Origin of the sequence: Levilactobacillus sp. LN180102 (assembly GCF_050106635.1) — a bacterium.
Lineage (GTDB): Bacteria > Bacillota > Bacilli > Lactobacillales > Lactobacillaceae > Levilactobacillus > Levilactobacillus brevis.
On sequence record NZ_JBNIIX010000009.1, the window covers coordinates 29,607 to 52,833 of the forward strand.

Genomic DNA, 23,227 nt, shown 5'->3' on the forward strand with positions numbered 1-23,227 from the left:
AGCATGCGTAAACGGGCACGGGTGATTTACAACCCGACTTCAGGGCGCGAGGCGTTGAAGAAAGACTTGATCGATATTTTAGCGGTGTTTGAACAGGCCGGGTACGAAACAAGTGCCTATGCCACAACGCCAGCCCCTAATTCGGCACGCGACGAAGCAACTCGCGCCGCTAAGGCCGGGTTTGAACTCATTGTTGCAGCGGGTGGTGACGGGACCATCAATCAAGTTGTGAACGGACTAGCTGGCTTGGCACATCGACCAAAGATGGCCATTATTCCAGCTGGGACCACGAACGATTATGCCCGGGCACTGCACATTCCACGGGAAGATCCGCTGGCAGCCGCTAAAGTGGTTTTAAAGAACCAAATGATTAAGATGGACATTGGTCAGGCTGGTGATAGTTATTTCATTAATATTGCCGGTGGTGGGTTACTAACAGAATTAACCTATGATGTTCCATCGAATTTGAAGTCGATCTTTGGCTATCTAGCGTACTTGGTAAAAGGGGCCGAACTGTTGCCCCGAATCAAACCGATTGAAATGGACTTAACCTACGATGGTGGGCATTTCCGTGGTCAAGCGTCCATGTTTTTACTGGCACTGACGAATTCAATTGGTGGATTTGAACAAATTGTACCGGATGCGGCTCTAGATGATGGTAAATTTACCATGATTATTGTCAAAACGGCCAGCATGCCGGAAATTTTGCGGTTGATGGGGTTAGTGCTCAACGGTGGCAAACATATCAATGACCCCCACATTATTTACGAGAAAACCAGTAAGGTGATCGCGCGGCCAGTTAAGGACCGGATGATGATTAATCTGGACGGTGAATATGGTGGCGATGCCCCGATGAAATTCCATAATCTACGGCAACACATTGAAATGTATGCTAATTTGGATGCTATTCCGGATTCGGCGGTAACAAGTGAGTCGGCAGAGCTGTTAGAAGCTGAAGAGAAGTTCGTTAAGCAGGTGGAAGAGTTGCCGGCAACAGCGGACGCGACTACGAAAGATAAATGAAACTGATGAGGGATTTTGCACGACACGACAGTAGCAAAATCCCTCTTCTCATCTAAGAAATTGAGGTAATTATGAAAAGTAAAGCACCAGTTAGTAAAAATGAACGGCTTGATGTAACTATTACCGACCTAACTTATCAAGGGTTAGGCGTGGCTAAGGTTGAAGATTTTCCTTTGTTTATTGAAAACACCTTACCAGGTGAAGAAGTAACGATTCAAGTAACCAAAGTACAGAGCCATTATGGCTTTGCCCGGGCGGTTGCTTGGACGCAGGAATCACCTGATCGGGTGAAGGATGTGGATAAGACTTACCGGCAAACGGGGATTGCGCCACTTCAACACTTGGCTTATCCCGCTCAATTAAAGTTCAAGCAACACCAGATTGCGGAACTTTTCAGTAAGTCCCATCAAGACGTTGAGGTTGCACCAACGATGGGGATGGACAATCCTACCCAATACCGAAATAAGGCTCAAGTCCCGGTACGGATGATTAAGGGACAATTGGAGACCGGCTTTTACCGACAACACAGTCATGAACTGATCCCACTGACGGATTTCTATATCCAAGACCCAGCGATTGATGCAGCCATCATCAAGGTCCGGGATTTACTGCGTCAGTTTGAGATTCCAGCCTATAATGAGGTGAGTGATAAGGGAGTCATTCGAAACATCATGGTACGTCGGGGCTACTACAGTCACGAAATGATGATTGTTTTGATTAGCCGAACCCAAAAAATTCCTAGTCAGGCGCAATTAGTCGATCAAATTCATCAGGCTTTGCCAGAAGTGACGAGCATTGTGTTAAACGTCAATGCCAAGAAAACTAATGTGATTATGGGTAATGTGACGCGGGTGCTTTACGGTAAGCCAACTATCGAGGATACGTTGATGGGCTTGACCTTTGCTATTTCAGCACGGTCCTTCTATCAGGTTAATCCCCAACAGACGGAAAAGCTTTACCAGATGGCGATTGATAAGGCTGGACTGACTGGTGCAGAAACCGTGATTGATGCTTACTGTGGGATTGGTACGATTTCTTTGGCGCTAGCTAAGCACGCTAAGCAAGTGTATGGAGTCGAAATTGTCCCAGAAGCCATTGAAGATGCCAAGGTGAATGCGCAAAAGAATCATTTGAGTAACGTGACTTTTGCTGTGAATAAAGCCGAAGACCAGATGGCTGAGTGGCAAGCAGCCGGTATTAAGCCCGATGTCATTGTGGTAGATCCACCGCGTAAAGGCTTGGCTGAAAGCTTGATTGACAGTGCCGCTAAGATGGCGCCTAAGAAGATTGTTTACGTGAGCTGTAACCCGGCTACGTTGGTTCGTGATGTGGCCCGGTTTACTGAGTTGGGCTACCACGTTGATGGTCCCGTGCAACCAGTCGATCAGTTCCCTCAAACGCCACATGTGGAAAGTGTCACGGTATTAGTGAAAGACTAAATACACGTCTAAGATGCTTAGCACCAACCATTTTCTTGAAAAAATGGTTGGTGCTTTTTTACTGTGGTCGGACATGGCTAATAGCCGTTGTGGAGAAATGGACATTACTTTTTTAATAATAGTCGGTTTCTAATACCACAAACGTACCAGATTAACCAGCCTTTCTTTTAATTTATTTTGACTTAGAATTAAACATGTAAGCGTTTCTAATTGAAAGGGGCGTGGTTTGATGAAACGGGCCATGTTTGTCGGTGCAATCGGCTGTGGGAAGACCACGCTGTTGCAGCAATTAAAGCACCAGACGATTGCTTATGATAAGACGCAATCGGTTGAATTTTTCCAAAACATTATCGATACACCGGGAGAATACATTGAGCATCGGCAGATGTATACTTTTTTGGCTACTACGGCGATGGATGCTAACGTCGTGGTTCTCATTCAGAGTGCAACAGATCAACGGTTAATTTTTCCAGAAGCTTTTGCGACGATGTTTGGTTGCCCGGTAGTGGGGGTGGTCACCAAATTAGACTTAGTGACCACCGATAAGGATATTGCATGGGCGCAGCGGCAGCTCCGTCAGGCTGGGGCCACACAAGTTTTTCAGGTATCTGGACTGACGGGAGCTAATGTCGATCAGTTACGAGCTTATTTAGACGACTGATCCGTGGTATTAAGATTATTTTGTAGTCGTGGTGAAGCAGTGGCAGAATAATCATAAAATAGCTGACTAACTGGGGCTAAAATGGATTAATAATGATACCGCTTACAAATAAAGCAAAAATTTCCATTTAGCTGAAAAAAATACGGGGGTCGTTTATGCTAAACTACGATTGTTTCATCAATATGATAAGGGCAGGTGTTTTACGATGAGTGGTTTTATCGGTGAGTTTTTTGGTACGATGATTCTGATTGTTCTAGGTGCCGGAACTGGCGCAAGTGCTAATTTGAAGAAAACCTATGGTCACGGTAGTAATTGGACCTTTATTAGTATTGCCTGGGGATTAGCGGTAACAATGGGAGTCTACGTAGCTGGAGCCCTGGGTTCTGATGGTCATTTGAATCCGGCGGTGACAATTGGGTTTGCGGTCTTTGGTTTCTTCCCATGGTCCAGTGTGGTGCCATACTTATTGGGGCAATTTTTGGGAGCCTTTGTGGGTGCCGTAATAGTTATTATTCAATTTTATCCCCACTTCAAGGCGACTCCGTCCGTTGAAGAAGGCAACACGGTAGGAATCTTTGCCACACGACCAGCAATTGCCAACCCATTGTTCAACTTCCTATCAGAAGTGATTGCAACCTGGGCATTCATTTTTATTTTGCTGAACTTAGGTGACTTTACGCAAGGTCTGAAACCCTTTATTGTCGGAATGTTAATCGCAATTATTGGGATGGGACTTGGAACCACGACTGGTTTTGCTTTGAATCCAGCCCGTGATTGGGGGCCACGGTTGGCGCATTCATTAATGCCAATTCCCCACAAGGGTTCTAGTGAATGGAGCTATGCTTGGGTGCCAATGTGTGGCCCGATTGTCGGTGGCATTTTGGCTGCTGGCTTACAGGTTTTAGTGAAATAATTGATCAAAATTAAAGAGCGATAACCGGATAAATTCTGGCTATCGCTCTTTTTTAATTGGAGTAGTCGGTATAGACCCACTGAATGACTGATTTATCATGTGTGGCGATTTCATCAGCAGATTGCGTTGGCTGTTGGCCATCAACGGTGTAAATCCAACCGCGGTTTCCCTTAGCATCGTTTAATTCGCCGATACTATTAACGTACGTCGCACCTTCTTCTGAATCGGTGTGATAGGTAATGTGATGAGACTTGAAGTAATTCTTGGTGACATCAATGACCGAGTCATTCGTGTCCCAATTGAGTTCACGTGGAATGGTATAGATTTTTTGAATTGTATGATTGCGCTGGCGAAATTCGGATGGGGTGATCCCCGTTTTCTTTTTAAAAATTTTCGTGAAGTAACTGGTTTGTGTAAAGCCAATTTGATTCGAGATTTGATTGATGGGGGTCAGGGTTAAGGATAGTTTTTCTTGGGCCAAGGCAATCTTTTGGTTATTCACGTACTCGATGAAGTTGACGTGAAGGTATTTTTTGAATAAACGACTGAGGTAAGACGGTGATAAGTAAGCGCGCTGAGCCACTTCGTTAAGCGAAATCGGTCGTTGGATGTTCTTTTGGATATAGTCAATCGCCAGTGAGATACTGCGGAACGCCTCATCGTTATCAATCGTGTGACCAGCAATGACGGCATTGGGCGCCAAGACAGCTTGTAGTGGATCAGTATCACCAGTCGGATGGAAAAGTGCATGGAGATTATTGATTTGCCCTACCTGATCAGAGGTGAGGGGTTCCCAGACACTCACCTTACCCAACGTATCTTCATCAAAAATTTGCGTCATCAAATTCTCTAGATAAGAGCGGGACAAAAATAGCCGCTTCTTAGAAACATTCACGCTTTCGCAAAGAACGGCGCCCCACATCTGGATGTTGCGACTAACCGGAAAAATAGCATAATCCGAGAAAGTTAATTGGGCAAGGTTATCTTCAATAGCTGAGTGATTAATGTAAACAAAGTCATCCTTTAAGAGGATTCCCGTAAAATCGTAAAAGATGGTCTTGATCTGTGTCAGACTGGTAAATCGTGCTAAAAGATGTGCCAACTCACGGTAATTTTCTTGACTTGGTGAATAAGTGGTCATAGTAACAGCCCCCAGATTGAGTGGAATTTGAATTAGATAATTAAATGACTTTTTATGGGATTCACTGACAAAATAGTAATGAATCCGGTATCACGAATTAATTGTAAGTTAAACAGATTACCATATCAAGCGCAATTTGTCTAACTGCTTGTAAAATATTGAGCTTTTAGTAGCTGAATTCGGTAATTTTGATTATTTTGTAATTAAATGTGCTATTTCGGTTGAAATAGTGCTAAACCATTCAAATATAATGAAAGCGTTTTAGAAGAAGGGCAGCGTGGGTTGCCCAGCCAATAAATGGAGGTTTTATCATGGAACAAGAAGCACTCGGATTAATCGAAACAAAGGGTTTAGTTGCTGCAATTGAAGCCGCCGATGCAATGGTCAAGGCCGCTAACGTTGATTTAGTGGGACAAGAAAAGATCGGTCATGGTTTGGTAACGACAATGGTTCGTGGTGACGTTGGTGCTGTGAAGGCCGCTGTTGATGCTGGTGTTGCTGGCGCTGAAAACATTGGTGAAGTTCTATCTAGCTACGTTATTCCACGTCCACACACCGATGTTGAAAAGATTTTACCTCAAAAGAAATAGCATCTTAGATGTGTAAATAAATGATGACCAATCAGCAGTTAATGAATCAAATCATGGAAGAACTTCTGCGTCACGGGGTCACGGTTAAACCGGCCTCGCAGTCATCGGGAGGAAAAATAATGGATAACTTCTTAAATTCAACGAGCACCGTTCCAGAATTTGTCGGAGCGAGTGAAATTGGCGACACGATTGGTATGTGTATTCCTAGTGTTGATGCTTTATTGCTCGATCATTTGCATGTGCAAAAACGCTTTACAGTGATTGGCATTCTTAGTTCCCGCACGGGTGCTGGTCCTCAAATTATGGCGATGGATGAAGCCGTTAAGGCCACCAATACCGAGGTTATTGATATTGAAATGCCACGGGATACTAAAGGTGGTGCTGGTCACGGCGTTTTAATCTTAGTTGGTGGGTATGATCCATCTGATGTGCGGTCAGCCATTCAAGTGGCCCTAGATAACTTAAGTCGTACCTTCGGCGATGTGTATAATTCCGCCGCCGGGCATTTGGAACTGCAATTCACGGCCCGGGCTGCCGGTGCTTGCCACATGGCCTTTGGTGCTCCAGAGGGTAAAGCTTACGGTTTAATCTGTGGGGCACCTTCAGGAATTGGGGTTGTGATGGCTGATACCGCTATTAAGACAGCCGGCGTCAACGTCTTGACCTTTGCTTCTCCAGGTCATGGAACCAGCTTCTCTAACGAAGGCATTGTCCACATCAGTGGAGATTCCGGTGCCGTTCGTCAAGCCGTGATTGCCGGTCGTGAAGTTGGTCTGAAACTGTTAGCGCAATTAGGTGAAAATCCAGTTAATGATTTTCCATCCTACATTCGTTAAAGGGGGATTTTTAATTGAAACGTCAAAAACGATTTGAAGAATTAGAGAAACGCCCGATCCATTTAGACGGTTTCGTTAAGGAATGGCCTGAAGAAGGCTTCGTTGCCATGATGGGGCCTAATGACCCAAAGCCAAGCATCAAGATTGAAAACGGCAAGGTTACTGAAATGGATAGTAAACCAGCTGCTGACTTCGATCTGATTGATCTCTACATCGCAAAATATGGCATTAAGCTTGAAAATGCTGAGAAAGTAATGGCGATGGATTCCACTAAGATCGCCAATATGCTCTGTGACCCCAATGTGCCACGTAAAGACATCATTGAGATTACAACGGCGATGACGCCGGCCAAAGCTGAAGAAGTTATCAGCAAATTGAACTTTGCCGAAATGATTATGGCAACGCAAAAAATGCGGCCACGGCGGACACCAGCAACGCAATGTCACGTTACCAATATTCGGGATAATCCCGTTCAAATTGCTGCTGACGCTGCCGATGCTGCCTTACGGGGTTTCCCGGAACAAGAAACCACGACGGCCGTTGCCCGGTACGCCCCATTGAATGCCATCTCGCTGATGGTGGGGGCGCAAACCGGTCGTCCTGGTGTTATCACCCAATGCTCGGTTGAAGAAGCAGAAGAATTGAGTTTAGGGATGCGGGGCTTCACTGGCTACGCCGAAACCATTTCTGTTTACGGTACCGATAAGGTCTTCACTGATGGTGATGATACACCATGGTCCAAAGGCTTCTTAGCTTCCTGCTATGCTTCGCGGGGGTTGAAGATGCGGTTTACGTCTGGTTCTGGTTCCGAAGTTATGATGGGTTATACCGAAGGTAAGTCCATGTTATACCTCGAATCACGTTGTATCTTCATTACCAAAGCGTCCGGTGTTCAAGGCCTCCAAAACGGTGGGGTTAGTTGTATTGGGATTCCAGGGTCTGTTCCTTCTGGGATTCGCTCCGTCTTGGGTGAAAACCTATTGTGCATGATGCTTGACCTTGAATGTGCGTCTGCTAATGACCAAGCGTTCTCCCATTCTGATATGCGGCGGACAGAACGGTTATTAGGCCAATTCATTGCCGGAACCGATTACATTTCTTCTGGTTACTCCTCAACACCTAACTATGACAACACGTTTGCGGGGTCAAACACCGATGGCTTGGACTACGATGATTACTACGTTATGGAACGCGACTTGGCCATCAACGGTGGGATTCACCCAGTTGATGAACAAACAATCATCAAAGCCCGCAACAAGGCTGCACGGGCCCTTCAAGGTGTCTTTGAAGATCTAGGTTTGCCTAAGATTACCGATGAAGAAGTGGAAGCGGCAACTTACGCCAACACCTCTAAGGATATGCCAGAACGGAACATGGTTGAAGATATGAAGGCCGCCCAAGATCTGATGGATCGCGGCATTACCGGGGTCGATATTGTTAAAGCCTTGTTCAACCACGGATTTAAGGATGTTGCCCAAGCCGTTTTAGATTTGCAAAAGCAAAAGGTTTGTGGGGACTTCTTACAGACATCCGCTATTTTCGACAGCAAGTGGCATGTCATTTCCGCCGTCAACGATGCCAATGACTATCAAGGTCCTGGTACGGGTTACCGGTTGGAAGAAGATACGGAAGAATGGGAACGCATCAAGAACTTACCGTTTGCCATTGATCCACAAAACATGCAGCTTTAGTCGAAAAGGGGGTTAACACTGTGGCTCAAGAAATTGATGAAAACTTATTGCGGAATATTATCCGTGATGTGATTGCGGAAACCCAAACGGGGGACACGCCAATCTCATTTAAAGCTGATGCACCAGCAGCGTCATCAGCTACGACGGCAACGGCTGCACCAGTTAATGGTGACGGCCCAGAACCGGAAAAACCAGTTGACTGGTTCAAACACGTTGGGGTTGCCAAGCCCGGCTATTCACGTGATGAAGTCGTGATTGCTGTGGCACCAGCCTTTGCAGAAGTGATGGACCATAACTTGACCGGAATCAGTCATAAAGAAATTTTACGACAGATGGTTGCTGGTATTGAAGAAGAAGGACTGAAGGCCCGAATTGTGAAAGTCTACCGGACTTCTGACGTTTCCTTCTGTGGTGCCGAAGGGGATCATTTATCAGGTTCTGGCATCGCCATTGCCATTCAATCCAAGGGGACGACGATCATTCACCAAAAGGACCAAGAACCATTGTCCAACTTGGAATTATTCCCACAAGCACCTGTCTTGGATGGTGATACCTACCGGGCTATCGGCAAGAATGCAGCCGAATACGCTAAAGGAATGTCACCAAGCCCCGTTCCAACGGTTAATGACCAAATGGCTCGGGTTCAATACCAGGCCTTGTCTGCCTTGATGCATATCAAGGAAACGAAGCAGGTCGTTATGGGGAAACCCGCTGAACAAATCGAAGTCAACTTTAACTAGGAGGAATGGGTCATGAGTGAAATTGATGACTTAGTAGCAAAAATCGTCCAACAAATTGGTGGCACTGAGGCCGCTGATCAGACGACTGCCACGCCTACGTCAACGGCGACGCAGACGCAGCATGCAGCATTATCGAAACAAGATTATCCACTGTACTCTAAGCACCCAGAGCTCGTACATTCACCGTCTGGGAAAGCTTTGAACGATATCACTTTGGATAATGTTCTCAACGATGATATTAAGGCCAATGATTTACGAATTACGCCGGATACCTTACGGATGCAAGGTGAAGTGGCCAACGATGCTGGTCGGGATGCGGTTCAACGTAACTTCCAGCGGGCGTCAGAATTGACCTCTATTCCGGATGATCGGTTACTGGAAATGTACAACGCCTTACGACCATACCGGTCTACTAAAGCGGAATTATTAGCGATTTCAGCCGAGTTAAAGGATAAATATCATGCCCCAGTGAACGCCGGATGGTTTGCGGAAGCGGCCGACTACTACGAATCCCGTAAGAAGCTGAAGGGTGATAACTAGTTAGGAGTCTTCGTATGCAAAAGGTGATAGGTGTAGATATTGGTAATTCCTCAACGGAAGTTGCTTTGGCTGATATTTCAGATCAAGGTGCGGTTGATTTTATCAATTCTGACATTGCAGAGACCACGGGGATCAAAGGAACTAAGCAAAACCTCATTGGGATCAAAAAAGCCATTACGCAGGTGTTAAATAAAAGTCATTTAGCCTTGAGTGATATTGACCTGATTCGGATTAACGAAGCAACACCGGTTATTGGGGATGTGGCGATGGAAACCATCACGGAAACAGTGATTACTGAATCTACGATGATTGGGCACAACCCGAACACACCAGGTGGCGTCGGTATTGGTTCTGGCTATACGGTGAGTTTGCTACAACTGCTTCAAGAAACCGATAAGACACGTCCGTATATTGTTCTGGTACCGGCTGAAGTTGATTTCGAAGATGCGGCTAAGCTGATCAATCTGTACCAGCAAAGTGGTTATCAAATAAATGCGGCCATCTTGCAAAATGATGATGGGGTGTTAATTGATAACCGGCTGGAACACAAAATTCCGATTGTAGATGAAGTGGCGCGGATTGATAAGGTTCCCATGGGGATGATGGCTGGCGTTGAGGTTGCTGGTAAAGGGCAAGTTATTTCGCAGTTATCTAATCCGTATGGGATCGCCACACTCTTTGATTTGACAGCCGACGAAACCAAAAACATCGTGCCGGTTTCTCGGGCGTTAATTGGCAACCGGTCTGCGGTGGTCATCAAGACGCCTAAGGGGGATGTGAAGGCCCGGGTTATTCCGGCCGGGAGCATCCAAATCGAAGGTGATCGAGATTCTGACAAGGTTAACGTGGCCGCTGGTGCTGAAGCAATTATGAAGAAGGTCAATCAGTTTGACCGGATTCAAGATATTACAGGTGAAGCGGGAACCAATGTTGGTGGGATGTTGGAAAAGGTTCGGCAGACGATGGCGGACCTCACCAACAAACAGAACAGAGATATCGCTATTCAAGATCTGTTAGCCGTCAACACGGCGGTTCCAGTCAAGGTACAAGGTGGACTGGCTGGCGAGTTCTCAACCGAACAAGCCGTCGGGATTGCCGCAATGGTAAAATCTGACCACCTCCAGATGCAACAGATTGCTGATTTGATTCAAGACGAGCTTCACATTTCCGTTGAGATTGGCGGAGCTGAAGCTGAGGCCGCAATCTTGGGAGCTTTGACGACACCAGGAACAACCAAGCCCATTGCGATTCTTGACTTGGGTGCCGGTTCAACAGATGCCTCGATTATCAATCAGCAAGATGATATTGTGGCGATTCACTTGGCTGGTGCCGGGGACATGGTCACCATGATTATCAATTCTGAGTTAGGCCTAGACGATGTGTACTTGGCCGAGGATATTAAGAAATATCCGCTGGCCCGAGTTGAAAATCTATTCCAAATTCGGCATGAAGATGGCACGGTTCAGTTTTTTGAAGACCCACTGCCAGCAGACATTTTTGCCCGCACAGTGGTCATTAAGCCGGACGGTTACGTCCCATTACCAGGGAATATGAACATTGAAAAGGTTAAGCAGATTCGCCAGACCGCTAAGAAGCGGGTGTTTGTGGAAAATGCACGGCGGGCCTTACAACACGTGAGTCCCACTGGTAATATCCGTGACATTCCGTTTGTCGTGATCGTTGGGGGATCGGCGCTGGATTTTGAAATCCCACAATTGGTCACGGATGAGTTGTCTCACTATAACCTTGTTGCCGGACGGGGAAATATTCGGGCCGTGGAAGGACCGCGAAATGCGGTTGCTACGGGATTGATCCTGTCTTATGCCCAGGAGAGAAGGGACGCCTATGGCCAACACAATGGATAAGCCGGCAATTTTTATTGCCGTGCCGACAGCGGCGTCCGATTTACCGGCGACTTTGAAACCGTTACTTAATGGGATTGAAGAAGAAGCCATTCCGGTACAGACCAAGGTGATTGCAGAAGACGATGTCACTATGCGCGCTTATCAGGCGGCTTTGGCTTCACGGTTGTCCGTGGGCATTGGTTTTGACGATCAGCAAGTGGTTGTTCACTACAAGAACCTGCATGCCGAGCAGCCGTTATTCACGGTGACCCGTGATTCGGCGGACCGCCTGCGCCGGTTAGGTGCTAATGCAGCTCGCTTGGTGAAGGGCGTGCCCTTTAAGACATTAGATTAGGTGGTTAGAAAAGATGGACGCAATTGGATATCTAGAAACTACCGGGTTGCCAGGTGCCATTGTTGTGGCGGATAAGATGCTCAAGACGGCAGCGGTTAACCTAGTAGGGTTAGAAAACACCAAGGGTGGTGGCTGGGTAACAGTCATCATCAGTGGTGATGTAGCGGCCGTTTCGGTGGCGATAGAAACGGGGAAGCAAACGGTTGGAACGGATTATGTCAGTTCAACTGTCTTAGCTAACCCAGCACCGGGAATTAGCGATTTAAGCCAAAATCCGATCTTCGCGCCAGTACCAGAAACGTCCACAAATGAAGAAACACCGCAACAACCGCAGGTCACTGACGTCGCCCCTGAGGCGCCAGCAGAGCCCACGGTAACCAAGGATGAAGCTGAGTCCACTTGTAACTTATGTGGAGATCCTAAGTGTCCACGGAAGTTAGGCGAGCCACGGAAGAAATGCCTGCATTATCAAGAACTATTTGGCAAAAATAAACAGAGCTAACTATTAGGAGGAAATTATTATGAATAACGCATTAGGTATGATCGAAACCAAGGGTTTAGTTGCCTCAATCGAAGCGGCAGATGCCATGGTTAAAGCAGCAAACGTTGAAATGATGGGTCAAGAAAAGATCGGTAGTGGTTTGGTAACGGTCATGGTTCGTGGTGATGTTGGTGCCGTCAAAGCCGCCGTTGATGCTGGGGTTGCTGCCGCTGAAAACATTGGGGAAGTCCAAAGCTCATTCGTTATTCCTCGTCCACACGCAGAAGTTGAAAACATCTTACCTAAGACGAGCAAACCAGCTGCAAAATAATTTTTAATGAATAAGGGTGGCACTAACTATGGATGAAACAGCTTTACGAGCGTTAGTTCAACGTATTATCAAAGAAGAATTGGATCCTGATCGTATTCCAATCGGTGTTTCCAACCACCACATTCACTTGACAGAGGCGGATTTTAATACGCTGTTTCCCAATCAAGAAATGACGGTTTTGAAGCCGTTGAAACAGCCTAAGGAATTTGCGTCAAAGCAAACGGTGGATATTGTCGGACCCAAGGGAACGATTAAACATGTGCGGGTCTTAGGACCTTGTCGGGCACACTCACAAGTTGAAATTGCCCGTTCAGAAGCTCTGAACATTGGTGTACCAGCCCCAATCCGTCTATCTGGTCATTTGGATGGGGCGCCATCGGTTAAGCTGGTGACACCAGATGGTGAGGTCACGGTTCAAGGCGTTATCATTGCCAAGCGGCATATCCACATGAGTAATGAAGATGCTAAACGTTTCGGCGTTAAGTTGGGCGATACGGTTTCCGTTGAAGTTCAGTCACAAGATCGGCGGACTATCTACAATGACGTTATTTGTCGGCCACGAGAAGATTTTGTGTTGGAAATGCACATTGATACGGACGAAGCGAATGCCGCTAATGTTGATGGCAACACGTTCGGTAAAATTGTGAAAGCGTAAGGCGTTAAGCAAAATTTTAGATGAAGTTGGTGATCGAAGTGGAACCGTTAGTGGCGCAAGTCCTAAATAAACTTAAGCGACGCGAGCAGCAGACGTACCACTGTACCTATGATCGCACGGCGGCAGCGCCCTCAACACAAGTCTTTTTGGACAACGCAACCGTTACGGTGGCCAATGTCTCGATTGAACTGATTCATGCGCTGTATGGCATGAACGTTGATAATCAATGGGTTGCCTGGGTGTTACAAGGGATTGATTATCAGGTGGATTTTCAATTCACTATCAACGAGTTAGCCATTAACTTTATTCCCCGAAGCATGTTGTTAGACTGGCCGTTACTTTTTGTAACTCCCCAGGCACAACCGATTAAGGCGGTGTATCCGCGCTTGATTTCCCGTTCAGTGTTGGCAGCTTTACCGGATAAAACGATTGTGGTGGTTACGCCGCAACAGCGATTAACGGATGAGGCCAGTACTGTACGTGCGGTGAAGCAGATGAAACTACAAATGAGGACTGATGAAGAATGTATATGGCAAAAGTAATTGGTAGCGTCGTGTCGACGCAAAAGGATCCGTCCTTAGTAGGCCGGAAGCTGATGATTGTCCAACCCGTTAATTCCGATGGGCAAGCCGTTCGTCATCAGGAAGTTGCAGCTGATTCTGTTGGTGCTGGGGTTGGCGAGTACGTGTTACTCGTTCGTGGCGCTGGTGCCCGTCGTGCTAATCGCAACGAAGAGGCGACGCGTGATGTCAATGATTGTTCGATCGTTGGGATCATTGATCGCTTTGATAAGTAGAGGGGAGATAGCAAGATGCCAATTTACACAAAAGGCGGAGACAAAGGTTCAACGAGTTTATATGACGGTACACGGGTGAGAAAAGACTCCTTACGAGTTGACACTTACGGGACGTTTGATGAGCTCAATGCCAATGTTAGCCTGGCAGATAAGTTCTGTGTGAAAGCCGAGAATAAAGCCATTCTACAGAAGATTGAGTACAAGATGTTCTTTCTTCAAGGTGAAATTGCCACACAGACTGCTGGTAAATTTAATGCCAACAGTCGGGTGATTACCGATGATGATGTGACTATGTTAGAACAGGTGATTGACCGCTACACGGCTGAATTACCTAAAGTCACCAGTTTTATTTTACCGGGTGCCAGTTTGGCTGGAGCACAGTTGCATATTTGCCGAACGGTTTGTCGACGAGCGGAGCGGATGTTTGTCCGATTTTCGACGGATGTTGAGGTTCGTCCCGTCCTTGAGCGCTACGTGAACCGTTTATCCGATTTCTTTTACATCATGGCCCGTTCAGAGGACTATGAGTATCAAGTCAATGAGCTAACTGATCAGGTGATGAAACGGTATGCTCAAGCAGTGGGGCGATAAAAAATGAATGAAGAACAATTGAGTCAGATTATTCGCGATGTAATTGCCAAACAAGGAGGCACAACGATGAACTTATTTGATCGTCATATGATGGAAAAGGTAATTGATGCTGCGGTAGCCCGTGCTGATGAATTAAAGGTTGGGGTCACGATTTGCATCATGGACCAGGCAACGGTACCACAGATGTTATATCACATGCCAAATGCAAACTTGGTCAGCTCCACACTAGCCCCTAAGAAGGCTTGGTCGGCAATCGCTATGAAGGAACCAACTAAAGAAATTAGCAAAGACATCCAACCAGGTGCGCCATTGTACCAAATGGAAACCATGTTAGATGGTAAGTTGGTCTCATTCCCTGGTGGTATTCCATTAGTCATCAATGGCACGGCCATTGGTGCTATTGGGGTCAGCGGTGGTCTGATCGAAGAGGATCAATCAATTTGTGAGGCAGCCGTCGCCGCCTTTTTAAAGGAGAGTAAATAGGCATGAACACAGAAAACATTGAACAAGCCATTCGTAAAATTTTGAGTGAAGAACTTAGCAATCCTCAGTCAGCAACGGCCACCAATGCGACCGTTCCCGGCAAAAATGGGATCTTTAAGACGGTCAATGAAGCCATTGCGGCCACAAAAGCGGCGCAAGAAAACTACGCCGACCAACCAATCTCAGTTCGGAACAAAGTGATTGATGCGATCCGTGAGGGTTTCCGGCCATACATTGAGGATATGGCTAAGCGGATTCATGATGAAACTGGCATGGGAACGGTTAGCGCGAAAATTGCCAAACTCAATAACGCCCTTTATAACACACCCGGTCCAGAAATTCTGCAGCCAGAAGCCGAAACCGGTGACGGTGGACTGGTTATGTATGAATACGCGCCATTTGGTGTCATTGGTGCCGTTGGTCCTAGTACCAACCCCTCTGAAACGGTGATTGCCAATGCCATCATGATGTTGGCTGGTGGGAATACGTTGTTCTTTGGTGCCCATCCAGGTGCTAAGAACATTACCCGTTGGACGATCGAAAAATTAAACGAATTGGTGGCTGATGCAACTGGGTTACATAACTTAGTCGTTTCACTGGAAACGCCTTCAATTGAATCCGTGCAAGAAGTTATGCAACATCCTGACGTTGCCATGCTGTCAATCACTGGAGGGCCTGCTGTTGTCCACCAAGCGCTTATCAGTGGTAAGAAGGCGGTCGGTGCCGGTGCTGGTAACCCGCCTGCAATGGTGGATGCGACTGCCAATATTGCTTTAGCAGCCCACAACATTGTTGATTCAGCAGCCTTTGATAATAACATTCTCTGCACGGCCGAAAAGGAAGTTGTCGTTGAAGCCGCTGTCAAGGATGAACTCATCATGCGGATGCAACAAGAAGGGGCCTTCTTGGTTACCGATTCTGCCGATATTGAAAAATTAGCGCAAATGACCATTGGGCCTAAGGGCGCACCAGATCGGAAGTTTGTTGGTAAAGATGCCACCTACATTTTGGATCAAGCAGGAATCTCTTACACCGGGACACCAACACTGATTATTCTTGAAGCAGCTAAGGATCATCCGTTAGTAACGACAGAAATGTTGATGCCAATTTTGCCAGTCGTTTGTTGCCCTGACTTTGATAGCGTTTTAGCAACGGCTACAGAAGTTGAAGGTGGGTTACACCACACGGCTTCCATTCATTCCGAGAATTTACCACACATCAATAAGGCAGCGCACCGGTTGAATACGTCAATCTTCGTGGTTAATGGCCCAACTTATTGTGGGACTGGTGTTGCAACGAATGGTGCGCATAGTGGGGCTTCAGCCTTAACGATTGCCACACCAACGGGTGAAGGAACGGCAACGTCTAAGACTTACACGCGCCGGCGCCGGCTTAACTCGCCAGAAGGGTTCTCATTACGGACTTGGGAGGCTTAGAGTATGGAAAAATTTTCACTCGCAACAACCATCTATTCGGGTAATGATAGCCTAGAACGGTTACGGTTGCTAAAAAAAGAAACTATTTTTATGGTATGCGATGCATTTTTGCCGGATACGCCCACGTTGAAGCGGATCTTGTCAGAAATCGGTGATACTAATCAAGTGACCATCTTCTCTGATGTGAAGCCTGATCCACCATTGGCTAACATCATTGAAGGGGTCAAACAATTTGTCCCACTCAAGCCAACTATTGTGATTGGGATTGGTGGCGGCTCAGCTATTGATACCGCCAAGGGAATTCGCTTCTTTGGTGAAAAGTTGTTGAAACAAGACATCCACAAGTTTATTGCCATTCCAACGACGAGTGGAACTGGATCAGAAATTACGCAACACTGTGTGCTGTCGGATCCGGAACACCAACAAAAGTACCCCATTATGGAAGACTTTTTGCGGCCAGACGAAGCATTGTTAGATCCACAATTGGTGATGACGGCGCCTAAGAGTGTGACGGCATACTCTGGCTTGGATGTGTTGACACATTCGCTGGAATCACTAGTTGCGGTTGATGCCAACACGATTACGGATGGCTTGGCCGAAAAGGGTGTCGATGTTATAACGCATGATTTGGTAACTTGTTACCGGCATGGTGATGATGAGGCAGCTCGTAAGCGCGTGCACGAGATTTCTTGTGCCGCCGGAATTTCTTTCAGTAATGCCGGCCTAGGTATCTGTCATTCGATTGCTCACCAACTTGGGGCAAACTTCCATGTGCCTCATGGGTTAGCTAATGCGATGCTCTTGCCATACGTGGTGAGCTACAATGCTAGCAAGTCTAAGGTCGCTTGTGCTAAGTACGCACAGGCCGCCCGTAAAGCTGGATTGGCCTCTCAAGGTATGGGTGACCGAGTTGCGGTTCGACGCTTAATCAGTTGCATTCGGCAAATGATGTTACAGATGGATTGTCCTCGGACCCTGCAAGCCTTTGGCATTGATGTCAAAGACGCTGCAGCTAAGGTCGATGTGATTGTGGCTAATGCCAAAAAGGATGCCACCTTCCCTGGTAATCCAGTTATGCCATCTGATGATGATTTAGCTGAAATTTACCAACACGTGATTAAGTAGGACGACCTAACTTAAACGTTTAAATAAGAACCGTCATCAATCGGGGAGTTACAATGCCAGGTACTTTGGGTATTGTGGCTGCCCGCTTGGTGTAACGGTGGGTGATAGACGACTGATTCGTCGTCAAATACGTCAGTTTAGAGAGGAATAGGACCTTATGTCAGAGAAAATTCTAGCCATCAATTCCGGAAGTTCATCCCTGAAGTTTAAGCTATATATTATGCCAGCTGAGACGGTACTGGTTAGTGGTCAAATCGAACGGATTGGTCAGCCTTCAAGTGAATTTTCCTACACGATTGCGGGTAAGAAAAGTAAGCTTGCACAACCGATGAAAGATTATGAGACAGCTATTCAGACGGTCATTGAGACGTTGTTAGCGAGTCATGTAATTGAGAGTAAGCATGAGATTATTGGCGTTGGTCACCGAATCTCGCATGGTGGACGGTATTACACCAAGCCAGTTATCGTTGATGAGGATGTTAAAGCCAAAATTGATGAACTAGCAGTTTTATCACCATTGCATAATCCGGTAAATTTATTGGGGATTAAAGCCTTTGAAAAGCTGTTGCCGGACGCTACAGAAGTAGCGGTATTTGATACCTCATTTCACCATACCATTCCTGCGAAAGCGTATATGTATGCCTTGCCGTACAGCTATTATAAAGATCATGGTATTCGGCGTTATGGATTTCATGGGCCATCTCATGAGTATATTGCCGAAAAGGCTGCTGAATTGTTTGGTAAGCAGCAAACCCATCGATTGATTTCGTGTCATTTAGGCAATGGTGGTAGTTTAACGGCGATTCTCGATGGTCAGTCAGTGAACAGTTCTATGGGCTTTACACCACTGGCTGGTATTGTGATGGGCACCCGCTCTGGGGATATTGATCCGGAAATCATTCCATTTATTGAAGAAGAATTCCAGATGGATTCCCATGCCGTTCGGGAAATGTTAAACCATGACTCTGGCTTACAAGGACTTTCCGGTATCTCAAACGACATTCGGGACCTAGATGAGGCGGCCAAACAGGGTAATCAACGCGCGCAACTGGCCCTTGATGTATATGCTCATCAGATTCAACAGTATATTGGTGCCTACACGACTGATCTAGAGGGACTGGACACACTGATCTTTACAGCGGGTATCGGTGAACATTCTGCATTGGTTCGTCAGATGGTCTGTGAGCGACTGGGCTATTTGGGAATCAAATTGGATCCAGAAAAGAATGCGGCTAACGCATTAAGCATTGAGGCGGCAGACAGTCGGGTCAAAGTGGCCGTTATTCCAACTGATGAGGAAATTGTGATTGCTCGCGATGTTATGGCCTTACTTAAAGAAGCATGAAAGAAGGAGGCGCGCCAGATGACGAGACAAATTGATCGAACGATTCAAGAATACGTGCCGGGGAAGCAGGTGACGTTAGCTCATATCGTTGCCAACCCCACGGCGGATATTTACGAGAAATTGGGAATTCAGACGCCTAAAAACGCGTTGGGAATTTTAACCATTACGCCTAGTGAGGCGGCGATTATTGCTGGTGATGTGGCAACTAAATCAAGTAACGTTAAGCTGGGATTTATTGATCGGTTTAGTGGATCCGTCGTCGTTGTTGGTGAGGTGTCAGAGGTAGAAGCGGCCTTGCGCGACGTGGTTGAGACTTTGCATAGTCTATTAAACTTTGATGTTCCTGAAATAACGCGGACGTAAATTTAGGAAGTGAAACGATGCATAGACAACAAGATTATGACCATCCGGTCCAATTGGGACAGCAATTAACTCTGCGAAATGGCTATTGCTTAGCACCATTGTCGACGCAAACAGCGCTGTTTAATGGTGAAGTTAGCCGAAACGATTGTTATTTCCATCAGCAACACGCCAAGTACGTGGGGCTTGATATTGTGGGGTCAGCCTACGTTGCCGTTAATGGATCCACTGCAATGGGCTCAATTAGTGTGGCCGATGATCAAAAGATTCCAGGACTGCGGCAACTCGCAACGACGATCCAGCGAACAGGGGCCAAAGCTATTCTACAGTTAGTGCATGCTGGACGAATGACTAATCCGGTCATAACTCAAGGCACCGCCGTTGTTGCGCCCAGCACTATCCAAGCCACACATGGGGCCGGTGGGCTTCCTGAAACGCTCACTGCTCAAGCGATTGACACCATTGTGGATCAATTTGGCGCAGCAACGCAACGGGCGATCTTGGCCGGATTTGATGGTGTTGAGTTGCATGGGGCTAATGGATTTCTGCTACAACAGTTTTTATCGCCCTTATCCAACCGGCGAACGGATGCGTTTGGTGGTACTCTAGAAAACCGGTTGCGAGTGCCTTTGATGGTGGTTAAACGCGTTTTACAGGTGGCTAAGCAAGCATCGAAGCCCTTTGTCGTGGGCTACCGTTTCTCACCGGAAGAGGTGGAATCTGGGGGGCTCAGTTTAGTGGACAGTCTGGTATTAACCCATCTATTGAGTCACTTACCACTGAGCTATTTAAGTCTGTCGTTGCGGCGTTACAATCAGCAACCAGTTACGATTAAGTCAACGAAAACGGTGGTTGATCTCATTGCGGCTGAAACAACGTTACCATTAATGGTGGCCGGCCATATTCGGACGGCTTCAGACGTCCAAACAGTTGCAGCGGTAGCAAGATTAGTCGCGATTGGGCGACCATTAATGGTTGATCCACACTGGCCACTCTTCTTTCGGCAGCCCGAACGGTTGAAAACTACGCGTGAAGTTACGGCGGCTGAGGTGGGGATCACCCAGCAGTTGTTTCACTACCTTTGACGGAAGGAGGAACCCACGTGCCTAGAAAAGTTTTACAATTAGATGGCGGTTTTAATTTTCGGGACTTAGGTGGGTATCCAAGTGCCCAGCAGACAACGGTAAAATGGCATCGATTAATGCGGGCAGCTCACTTGGCAAACTTAACGGCCGCTGATTGCCAGCAACTGGAAGATCTTGGTTTTAAGCTAGTGGTTGATTTACGATCGACCGCCGAGGCCCAACAATTTCCCGACCAATTGGGACCCCAAATGCGACGAATCCATCTGCCTGTATTTGATAATGATGAGACGGAGAGTGCTGCTTCAACGGCGCAAATTCAGCGCTTATTTGCGCGTGATCCGTTGGGGGGGTATCATCGCATGCTGCGCGTCTATCGTCGCTTAGTGACGTCACCACAAGCCCAGCAGGCCTATCACGAGCTATTTGCCTTGTTACTGGCAACTCAGGGAAAAACGGGGGTTGTCTTTCATTGTTCGGCAGGCAAAGATCGTACCGGGATGGCAGCGATGTTAATTCTACGAGCACTGGGTGTGCCACCGCAACGAGTTATAGCTGATTATTTATTGACAAATTCAGCGTCAACGGCACATATCGCCCAACGAGTTGCGGCGGTAGCACCGGGTCCACGACAACAGAATTTTCAGCAATCGGTTCGTGATTTGGCGAGTGTCCAACTGGATTATTACCAGCAAGCTATGGGCTTAATCGATTATGAATACGGCGGTATGACCGCCTATTTACGTGATACGCTTAAGTTAACTGCGACAGATGAACAAAAATTACGGCACTGGTACTTAGCTTAAATGAAAAAGAAGCGACACATTGTCATGATGATTGACTGTGTGTCGCTTCTTTTTCGATAGACGGAAACGATATTCCTTATAAATGGTTTAAGCAGGATCGATATTTATCAATTGGCAACTTGATGTTCAAACCCAACACCTTAACGGGCAGAACCGATTGCGTTTAAAATGAGAGACGTTAAGACTGTCGTCGTTGTTCGGTTAATTGTTCTTGCGCCACGTGTAAGACAATCTGTTGTCGGTTAGGGGATAACTGTTTGTATAAATCCTCAATGCCAGGCTGTTTTTCAAACAGATGATCATCAAATCGGGGATCAATCGCGGACTTGGGCATGTTCAAAGCGTCGGCTGGGCGTTGGACGTTTCCCGGGCTTGGTGTTGAACGTTGCGCAAAATACCCCGAAATGGTGGAGGTTGGAATTCCTGATTTGGCCCCTAACTCAGCTTGTGTCATGCCCCAACTTGCGGATTTTAAATTCTGAGCGATGATGCGGCGGATATGTTTTTCAAATGCTGATAATTCATGGCGGGGCACAATGGTTCACTCCTTTTTCTTGAAATAGTGTAAAAGATCAATATCGTCATTATAACGAATCACAGTCAGACAAGCAAATTAGATGTACAGTAAATCATTGACAAAACGAATAAACTCGTTTATGATATAAAAGTGTTTGTAAGGAGGCGTTTGTGATGGATAAGGTGCAAATTACACTGGAGGCCGCACGCCATAATGCGGGCTACTCACAGAAACAGGCTGCTGCACATCTGGGAATCCACTACCAGACGCTGGCTGCTTGGGAGCGAGACAGTTCGAATGTGGGCATTAAAACCATCGAGCGACTATCGCAGCTTTATCAAATCCCGAAAGATTACCTTTTTTTTGGTAATAAAAACGAATTTATTCGTTCTTTGCGGCAACAGGCTAATTGATTAATGGCAACGATTTACCGCAAGAAAGCGGCGGGACTTCGGTAAACTACGGAAGATATGGGGATCGACTCATATCTTTTTTTGTGAATAAAATAAAAATTATCGGGTTAATCATTGGCAATAGATATTAAACTGGCATTGAACTAAACCATTATTGACGGGAAAAGAATGAATAGTTTTAGGGAAAGATGACCAGGGACTTACGGATATTTGCTTGTGAAAAAACAATCAGTTGAACAAAAATTCATAATAACGCTTTACATTTGTGCGAAGATTCGGTATGCTGATGTTGATAAATGAAAGGGGTTTCATATTATGACATTAACCACAGAACAATTAGCGAAGTACATTGATCACACTAATTTAAAGGCAGATGCAACTGAAGCAGATATCAAGCAAACTTGTGACGAAGCTAAGAAATTTAACACGGCTTCGGTCTGCGTAAACTCCTATTGGATTCCGTTTGTAACTGAGCAATTAAAGGGAACTGATGTTAATCCAATCGCTGTCGTTGGTTTTCCACTAGGGGCCATGGCAACGGAAAGTGAAATCTTTGAAGCCACGACAGCCATCGATCAAGGGGCCGAAGAAATCGATATGGTTTTGAACGTAGGTGAATTAAAAGGCGGTAATGATGAGAAGGTCTTGGCAGACATTCAGGGTCTAGCTGATGCAGTCCACGCTAAGGGTAAAATTCTAAAAGTTATCTTGGAAAATGCGTTGTTAACGAAGGATGAAATTGTCCGGGCTTGTCAGTTGAGCGAAAAAGCAGGTGCTGACTTTGTTAAGACGTCCACTGGGTTCTCAACATCAGGTGCTAAGGTTGAAGACGTTAAGTTGATGCGTGAAACAGTTGGCGATCGCTTAGGCGTCAAGGCTTCCGGTGGTATCCACAGTCGTGAAGAAGCCTTAGCTATGATCGATGCTGGTGCCAGTCGGATGGGTGTCAGTGCAACCGTAGCCATCTTAACGGGTGACGACAGTCATGCTAAAGCTGGTTACTAGAATCTAATTTGTGAAAGCGGGGAATACG

The 23,227-nt window shown here is 46.4% G+C and carries 28 protein-coding genes; 26 read left to right on the plus strand and 2 right to left on the minus strand.

What is annotated here, in order from left to right:
- Positions 1-3: 3 nt before the first annotated feature.
- The 4 genes from ACP4IT_RS06750 to ACP4IT_RS06765 all read left to right on the plus strand — a co-directional run bounded on the left by ACP4IT_RS06750 (position 4) and on the right by ACP4IT_RS06765 (position 4,036).
- Positions 4-1,023 carry a diacylglycerol kinase gene (locus tag ACP4IT_RS06750; protein WP_011668329.1) on the plus strand — a complete coding sequence of 340 codons (1,020 nt, stop codon included), beginning with the start codon at positions 4-6 and terminating at the stop codon, positions 1,021-1,023.
- Between the two features lie 71 nt (positions 1,024-1,094).
- On the plus strand, positions 1,095-2,462 hold the full coding sequence (gene rlmD / locus ACP4IT_RS06755; RefSeq protein ID WP_015473983.1) for a 23S rRNA (uracil(1939)-C(5))-methyltransferase RlmD: 1,368 nt from the start codon (positions 1,095-1,097) through the stop codon (positions 2,460-2,462).
- A gap of 229 nt (positions 2,463-2,691) precedes the next feature.
- Positions 2,692-3,123 carry a EutP/PduV family microcompartment system protein gene (locus ACP4IT_RS06760; RefSeq protein ID WP_024855541.1) on the plus strand — a complete coding sequence of 144 codons (432 nt, stop codon included), beginning with the start codon at positions 2,692-2,694 and terminating at the stop codon, positions 3,121-3,123.
- 205 nt (positions 3,124-3,328) lie between these two features.
- Positions 3,329-4,036, plus strand: a complete 708-nt coding sequence (locus ACP4IT_RS06765) for an MIP/aquaporin family protein (protein WP_011668322.1) — start codon at positions 3,329-3,331, stop codon at positions 4,034-4,036.
- 52 nt (positions 4,037-4,088) lie between these two features.
- Here the strand turns inward: ACP4IT_RS06765 and ACP4IT_RS06770 are convergent, their stop codons facing one another.
- A complete protein-coding gene (locus ACP4IT_RS06770; protein ID WP_021742732.1) occupies positions 4,089-5,177 on the minus strand; it encodes a helix-turn-helix domain-containing protein in 1,089 nt (362 codons plus the stop codon).
- A gap of 311 nt (positions 5,178-5,488) precedes the next feature.
- Between ACP4IT_RS06770 and ACP4IT_RS06775 the strand changes: the two genes are divergently transcribed.
- From ACP4IT_RS06775 to ACP4IT_RS06870, 20 genes are all read left to right on the plus strand, one after another.
- Positions 5,489-5,767, plus strand: a complete 279-nt coding sequence (locus ACP4IT_RS06775) for a BMC domain-containing protein (RefSeq protein ID WP_011668320.1) — start codon at positions 5,489-5,491, stop codon at positions 5,765-5,767.
- Between the two features lie 20 nt (positions 5,768-5,787).
- Positions 5,788-6,603, plus strand: coding sequence for a propanediol utilization microcompartment protein PduB (pduB, locus tag ACP4IT_RS06780; RefSeq protein ID WP_015473979.1), 816 nt, complete (start codon positions 5,788-5,790; stop codon positions 6,601-6,603).
- Between the two features lie 14 nt (positions 6,604-6,617).
- Entirely contained in the window at positions 6,618-8,294 is a 1,677-nt protein-coding gene (locus ACP4IT_RS06785) for a propanediol/glycerol family dehydratase large subunit (RefSeq protein ID WP_011668318.1), read from the plus strand.
- Between the two features lie 20 nt (positions 8,295-8,314).
- Positions 8,315-9,034 carry a propanediol/glycerol family dehydratase medium subunit gene (locus tag ACP4IT_RS06790; RefSeq protein WP_011668317.1) on the plus strand — a complete coding sequence of 240 codons (720 nt, stop codon included), beginning with the start codon at positions 8,315-8,317 and terminating at the stop codon, positions 9,032-9,034.
- 12 nt (positions 9,035-9,046) lie between these two features.
- Positions 9,047-9,574 carry a diol dehydratase small subunit gene (locus ACP4IT_RS06795; RefSeq protein ID WP_011668316.1) on the plus strand — a complete coding sequence of 176 codons (528 nt, stop codon included), beginning with the start codon at positions 9,047-9,049 and terminating at the stop codon, positions 9,572-9,574.
- 14 nt (positions 9,575-9,588) lie between these two features.
- Positions 9,589-11,439 carry a diol dehydratase reactivase subunit alpha gene (locus ACP4IT_RS06800; protein ID WP_024855543.1) on the plus strand — a complete coding sequence of 617 codons (1,851 nt, stop codon included), beginning with the start codon at positions 9,589-9,591 and terminating at the stop codon, positions 11,437-11,439.
- Complete coding sequence (locus tag ACP4IT_RS06805; protein WP_024855544.1) at positions 11,420-11,773, plus strand: glycerol dehydratase reactivase beta/small subunit family protein; 354 nt, start codon at positions 11,420-11,422, stop codon at positions 11,771-11,773. Before ACP4IT_RS06800 ends, ACP4IT_RS06805 begins: the two co-directional genes overlap by 20 nt.
- Positions 11,774-11,786: 13 nt before the next feature.
- A complete protein-coding gene (locus tag ACP4IT_RS06810) occupies positions 11,787-12,275 on the plus strand; it encodes a BMC domain-containing protein (protein WP_426855360.1) in 489 nt (162 codons plus the stop codon).
- Positions 12,276-12,291: 16 nt separating this feature from the next.
- The gene (locus ACP4IT_RS06815) at positions 12,292-12,585 is read left to right on the plus strand and encodes a BMC domain-containing protein (RefSeq protein ID WP_269218794.1); all 294 of its coding nucleotides are present in this window, start codon (positions 12,292-12,294) and stop codon (positions 12,583-12,585) included.
- Between the two features lie 28 nt (positions 12,586-12,613).
- Positions 12,614-13,240 (plus strand): phosphate propanoyltransferase, encoded by a 627-nt coding sequence (locus ACP4IT_RS06820; RefSeq protein WP_021742739.1) that lies wholly within the window; start codon positions 12,614-12,616, stop codon positions 13,238-13,240.
- A gap of 20 nt (positions 13,241-13,260) precedes the next feature.
- The gene (gene pduM, locus ACP4IT_RS06825) at positions 13,261-13,782 is read left to right on the plus strand and encodes a PduM family microcompartment protein (protein ID WP_011668310.1); all 522 of its coding nucleotides are present in this window, start codon (positions 13,261-13,263) and stop codon (positions 13,780-13,782) included.
- Complete coding sequence (locus tag ACP4IT_RS06830) at positions 13,764-14,036, plus strand: EutN/CcmL family microcompartment protein (RefSeq protein ID WP_011668309.1); 273 nt, start codon at positions 13,764-13,766, stop codon at positions 14,034-14,036. The genes pduM and ACP4IT_RS06830 overlap by 19 nt, the downstream gene beginning before the upstream one ends.
- Positions 14,037-14,051: 15 nt before the next feature.
- The gene (locus tag ACP4IT_RS06835) at positions 14,052-14,627 is read left to right on the plus strand and encodes a cob(I)yrinic acid a,c-diamide adenosyltransferase (RefSeq protein ID WP_011668308.1); all 576 of its coding nucleotides are present in this window, start codon (positions 14,052-14,054) and stop codon (positions 14,625-14,627) included.
- 3 nt (positions 14,628-14,630) lie between these two features.
- Positions 14,631-15,110, plus strand: coding sequence for a GlcG/HbpS family heme-binding protein (locus ACP4IT_RS06840; RefSeq protein WP_011668307.1), 480 nt, complete (start codon positions 14,631-14,633; stop codon positions 15,108-15,110).
- 2 nt (positions 15,111-15,112) lie between these two features.
- Positions 15,113-16,546 (plus strand): aldehyde dehydrogenase family protein, encoded by a 1,434-nt coding sequence (locus tag ACP4IT_RS06845; RefSeq protein ID WP_047021095.1) that lies wholly within the window; start codon positions 15,113-15,115, stop codon positions 16,544-16,546.
- A 3-nt stretch (positions 16,547-16,549) separates the two neighbouring features.
- Positions 16,550-17,671 carry a 1-propanol dehydrogenase PduQ gene (locus ACP4IT_RS06850; protein ID WP_047021096.1) on the plus strand — a complete coding sequence of 374 codons (1,122 nt, stop codon included), beginning with the start codon at positions 16,550-16,552 and terminating at the stop codon, positions 17,669-17,671.
- A 157-nt stretch (positions 17,672-17,828) separates the two neighbouring features.
- Positions 17,829-19,016: an acetate/propionate family kinase gene (locus ACP4IT_RS06855; protein ID WP_015473971.1), complete on the plus strand. Its 1,188-nt coding sequence runs from the start codon at positions 17,829-17,831 to the stop codon at positions 19,014-19,016.
- An 18-nt stretch (positions 19,017-19,034) separates the two neighbouring features.
- Positions 19,035-19,379, plus strand: a complete 345-nt coding sequence (locus ACP4IT_RS06860) for a BMC domain-containing protein (protein ID WP_011668303.1) — start codon at positions 19,035-19,037, stop codon at positions 19,377-19,379.
- Positions 19,380-19,396: 17 nt separating this feature from the next.
- Positions 19,397-20,461: an NADH-dependent flavin oxidoreductase yqiG gene (locus tag ACP4IT_RS06865; RefSeq protein WP_015473970.1), complete on the plus strand. Its 1,065-nt coding sequence runs from the start codon at positions 19,397-19,399 to the stop codon at positions 20,459-20,461.
- 17 nt (positions 20,462-20,478) lie between these two features.
- Complete coding sequence (locus ACP4IT_RS06870; protein WP_011668301.1) at positions 20,479-21,264, plus strand: tyrosine-protein phosphatase; 786 nt, start codon at positions 20,479-20,481, stop codon at positions 21,262-21,264.
- Positions 21,265-21,442: 178 nt separating this feature from the next.
- Here the strand turns inward: ACP4IT_RS06870 and ACP4IT_RS06875 are convergent, their stop codons facing one another.
- Positions 21,443-21,799: a helix-turn-helix domain-containing protein gene (locus ACP4IT_RS06875; protein ID WP_047021097.1), complete on the minus strand. Its 357-nt coding sequence runs from the start codon at positions 21,797-21,799 to the stop codon at positions 21,443-21,445.
- A gap of 155 nt (positions 21,800-21,954) precedes the next feature.
- Here ACP4IT_RS06875 and ACP4IT_RS06880 point away from each other — a divergent pair, with 155 nt between their 5' ends.
- Together ACP4IT_RS06880 and deoC are read left to right on the plus strand one after the other, a co-directional pair.
- Positions 21,955-22,194 (plus strand): helix-turn-helix domain-containing protein, encoded by a 240-nt coding sequence (locus ACP4IT_RS06880; RefSeq protein WP_021742746.1) that lies wholly within the window; start codon positions 21,955-21,957, stop codon positions 22,192-22,194.
- 315 nt (positions 22,195-22,509) lie between these two features.
- Positions 22,510-23,199 (plus strand): deoxyribose-phosphate aldolase, encoded by a 690-nt coding sequence (deoC, locus tag ACP4IT_RS06885; RefSeq protein ID WP_011668298.1) that lies wholly within the window; start codon positions 22,510-22,512, stop codon positions 23,197-23,199.
- Positions 23,200-23,227: the final 28 nt, after the last annotated feature.

What these genes read in the sequence shown, in the direction of transcription:
- ACP4IT_RS06750 (WP_011668329.1), top strand. Translation starts at nt 4, where the DNA reads ATGCGTAAACGGGCACGGGTGATTTACAACCCGACTTCAGGGCGCGAG.
- rlmD (WP_015473983.1), top strand. Translation starts at nt 1,095, where the DNA reads ATGAAAAGTAAAGCACCAGTTAGTAAAAATGAACGGCTTGATGTAACT.
- ACP4IT_RS06760 (WP_024855541.1), top strand. Translation starts at nt 2,692, where the DNA reads ATGAAACGGGCCATGTTTGTCGGTGCAATCGGCTGTGGGAAGACCACG.
- ACP4IT_RS06765 (WP_011668322.1), top strand. Translation starts at nt 3,329, where the DNA reads ATGAGTGGTTTTATCGGTGAGTTTTTTGGTACGATGATTCTGATTGTT.
- ACP4IT_RS06770 (WP_021742732.1), bottom strand. Translation starts at nt 5,177, where the DNA reads ATGACCACTTATTCACCAAGTCAAGAAAATTACCGTGAGTTGGCACAT.
- ACP4IT_RS06775 (WP_011668320.1), top strand. Translation starts at nt 5,489, where the DNA reads ATGGAACAAGAAGCACTCGGATTAATCGAAACAAAGGGTTTAGTTGCT.
- pduB (WP_015473979.1), top strand. Translation starts at nt 5,788, where the DNA reads ATGATGACCAATCAGCAGTTAATGAATCAAATCATGGAAGAACTTCTG.
- ACP4IT_RS06795 (WP_011668316.1), top strand. Translation starts at nt 9,047, where the DNA reads ATGAGTGAAATTGATGACTTAGTAGCAAAAATCGTCCAACAAATTGGT.
- ACP4IT_RS06800 (WP_024855543.1), top strand. Translation starts at nt 9,589, where the DNA reads ATGCAAAAGGTGATAGGTGTAGATATTGGTAATTCCTCAACGGAAGTT.
- ACP4IT_RS06805 (WP_024855544.1), top strand. Translation starts at nt 11,420, where the DNA reads ATGGCCAACACAATGGATAAGCCGGCAATTTTTATTGCCGTGCCGACA.
- ACP4IT_RS06810 (WP_426855360.1), top strand. Translation starts at nt 11,787, where the DNA reads ATGGACGCAATTGGATATCTAGAAACTACCGGGTTGCCAGGTGCCATT.
- ACP4IT_RS06820 (WP_021742739.1), top strand. Translation starts at nt 12,614, where the DNA reads ATGGATGAAACAGCTTTACGAGCGTTAGTTCAACGTATTATCAAAGAA.
- pduM (WP_011668310.1), top strand. Translation starts at nt 13,261, where the DNA reads ATGAAGTTGGTGATCGAAGTGGAACCGTTAGTGGCGCAAGTCCTAAAT.
- ACP4IT_RS06830 (WP_011668309.1), top strand. Translation starts at nt 13,764, where the DNA reads ATGTATATGGCAAAAGTAATTGGTAGCGTCGTGTCGACGCAAAAGGAT.
- ACP4IT_RS06835 (WP_011668308.1), top strand. Translation starts at nt 14,052, where the DNA reads ATGCCAATTTACACAAAAGGCGGAGACAAAGGTTCAACGAGTTTATAT.
- ACP4IT_RS06840 (WP_011668307.1), top strand. Translation starts at nt 14,631, where the DNA reads ATGAATGAAGAACAATTGAGTCAGATTATTCGCGATGTAATTGCCAAA.
- ACP4IT_RS06845 (WP_047021095.1), top strand. Translation starts at nt 15,113, where the DNA reads ATGAACACAGAAAACATTGAACAAGCCATTCGTAAAATTTTGAGTGAA.
- ACP4IT_RS06850 (WP_047021096.1), top strand. Translation starts at nt 16,550, where the DNA reads ATGGAAAAATTTTCACTCGCAACAACCATCTATTCGGGTAATGATAGC.
- ACP4IT_RS06855 (WP_015473971.1), top strand. Translation starts at nt 17,829, where the DNA reads ATGTCAGAGAAAATTCTAGCCATCAATTCCGGAAGTTCATCCCTGAAG.
- ACP4IT_RS06860 (WP_011668303.1), top strand. Translation starts at nt 19,035, where the DNA reads ATGACGAGACAAATTGATCGAACGATTCAAGAATACGTGCCGGGGAAG.
- ACP4IT_RS06865 (WP_015473970.1), top strand. Translation starts at nt 19,397, where the DNA reads ATGCATAGACAACAAGATTATGACCATCCGGTCCAATTGGGACAGCAA.
- ACP4IT_RS06880 (WP_021742746.1), top strand. Translation starts at nt 21,955, where the DNA reads ATGGATAAGGTGCAAATTACACTGGAGGCCGCACGCCATAATGCGGGC.
- deoC (WP_011668298.1), top strand. Translation starts at nt 22,510, where the DNA reads ATGACATTAACCACAGAACAATTAGCGAAGTACATTGATCACACTAAT.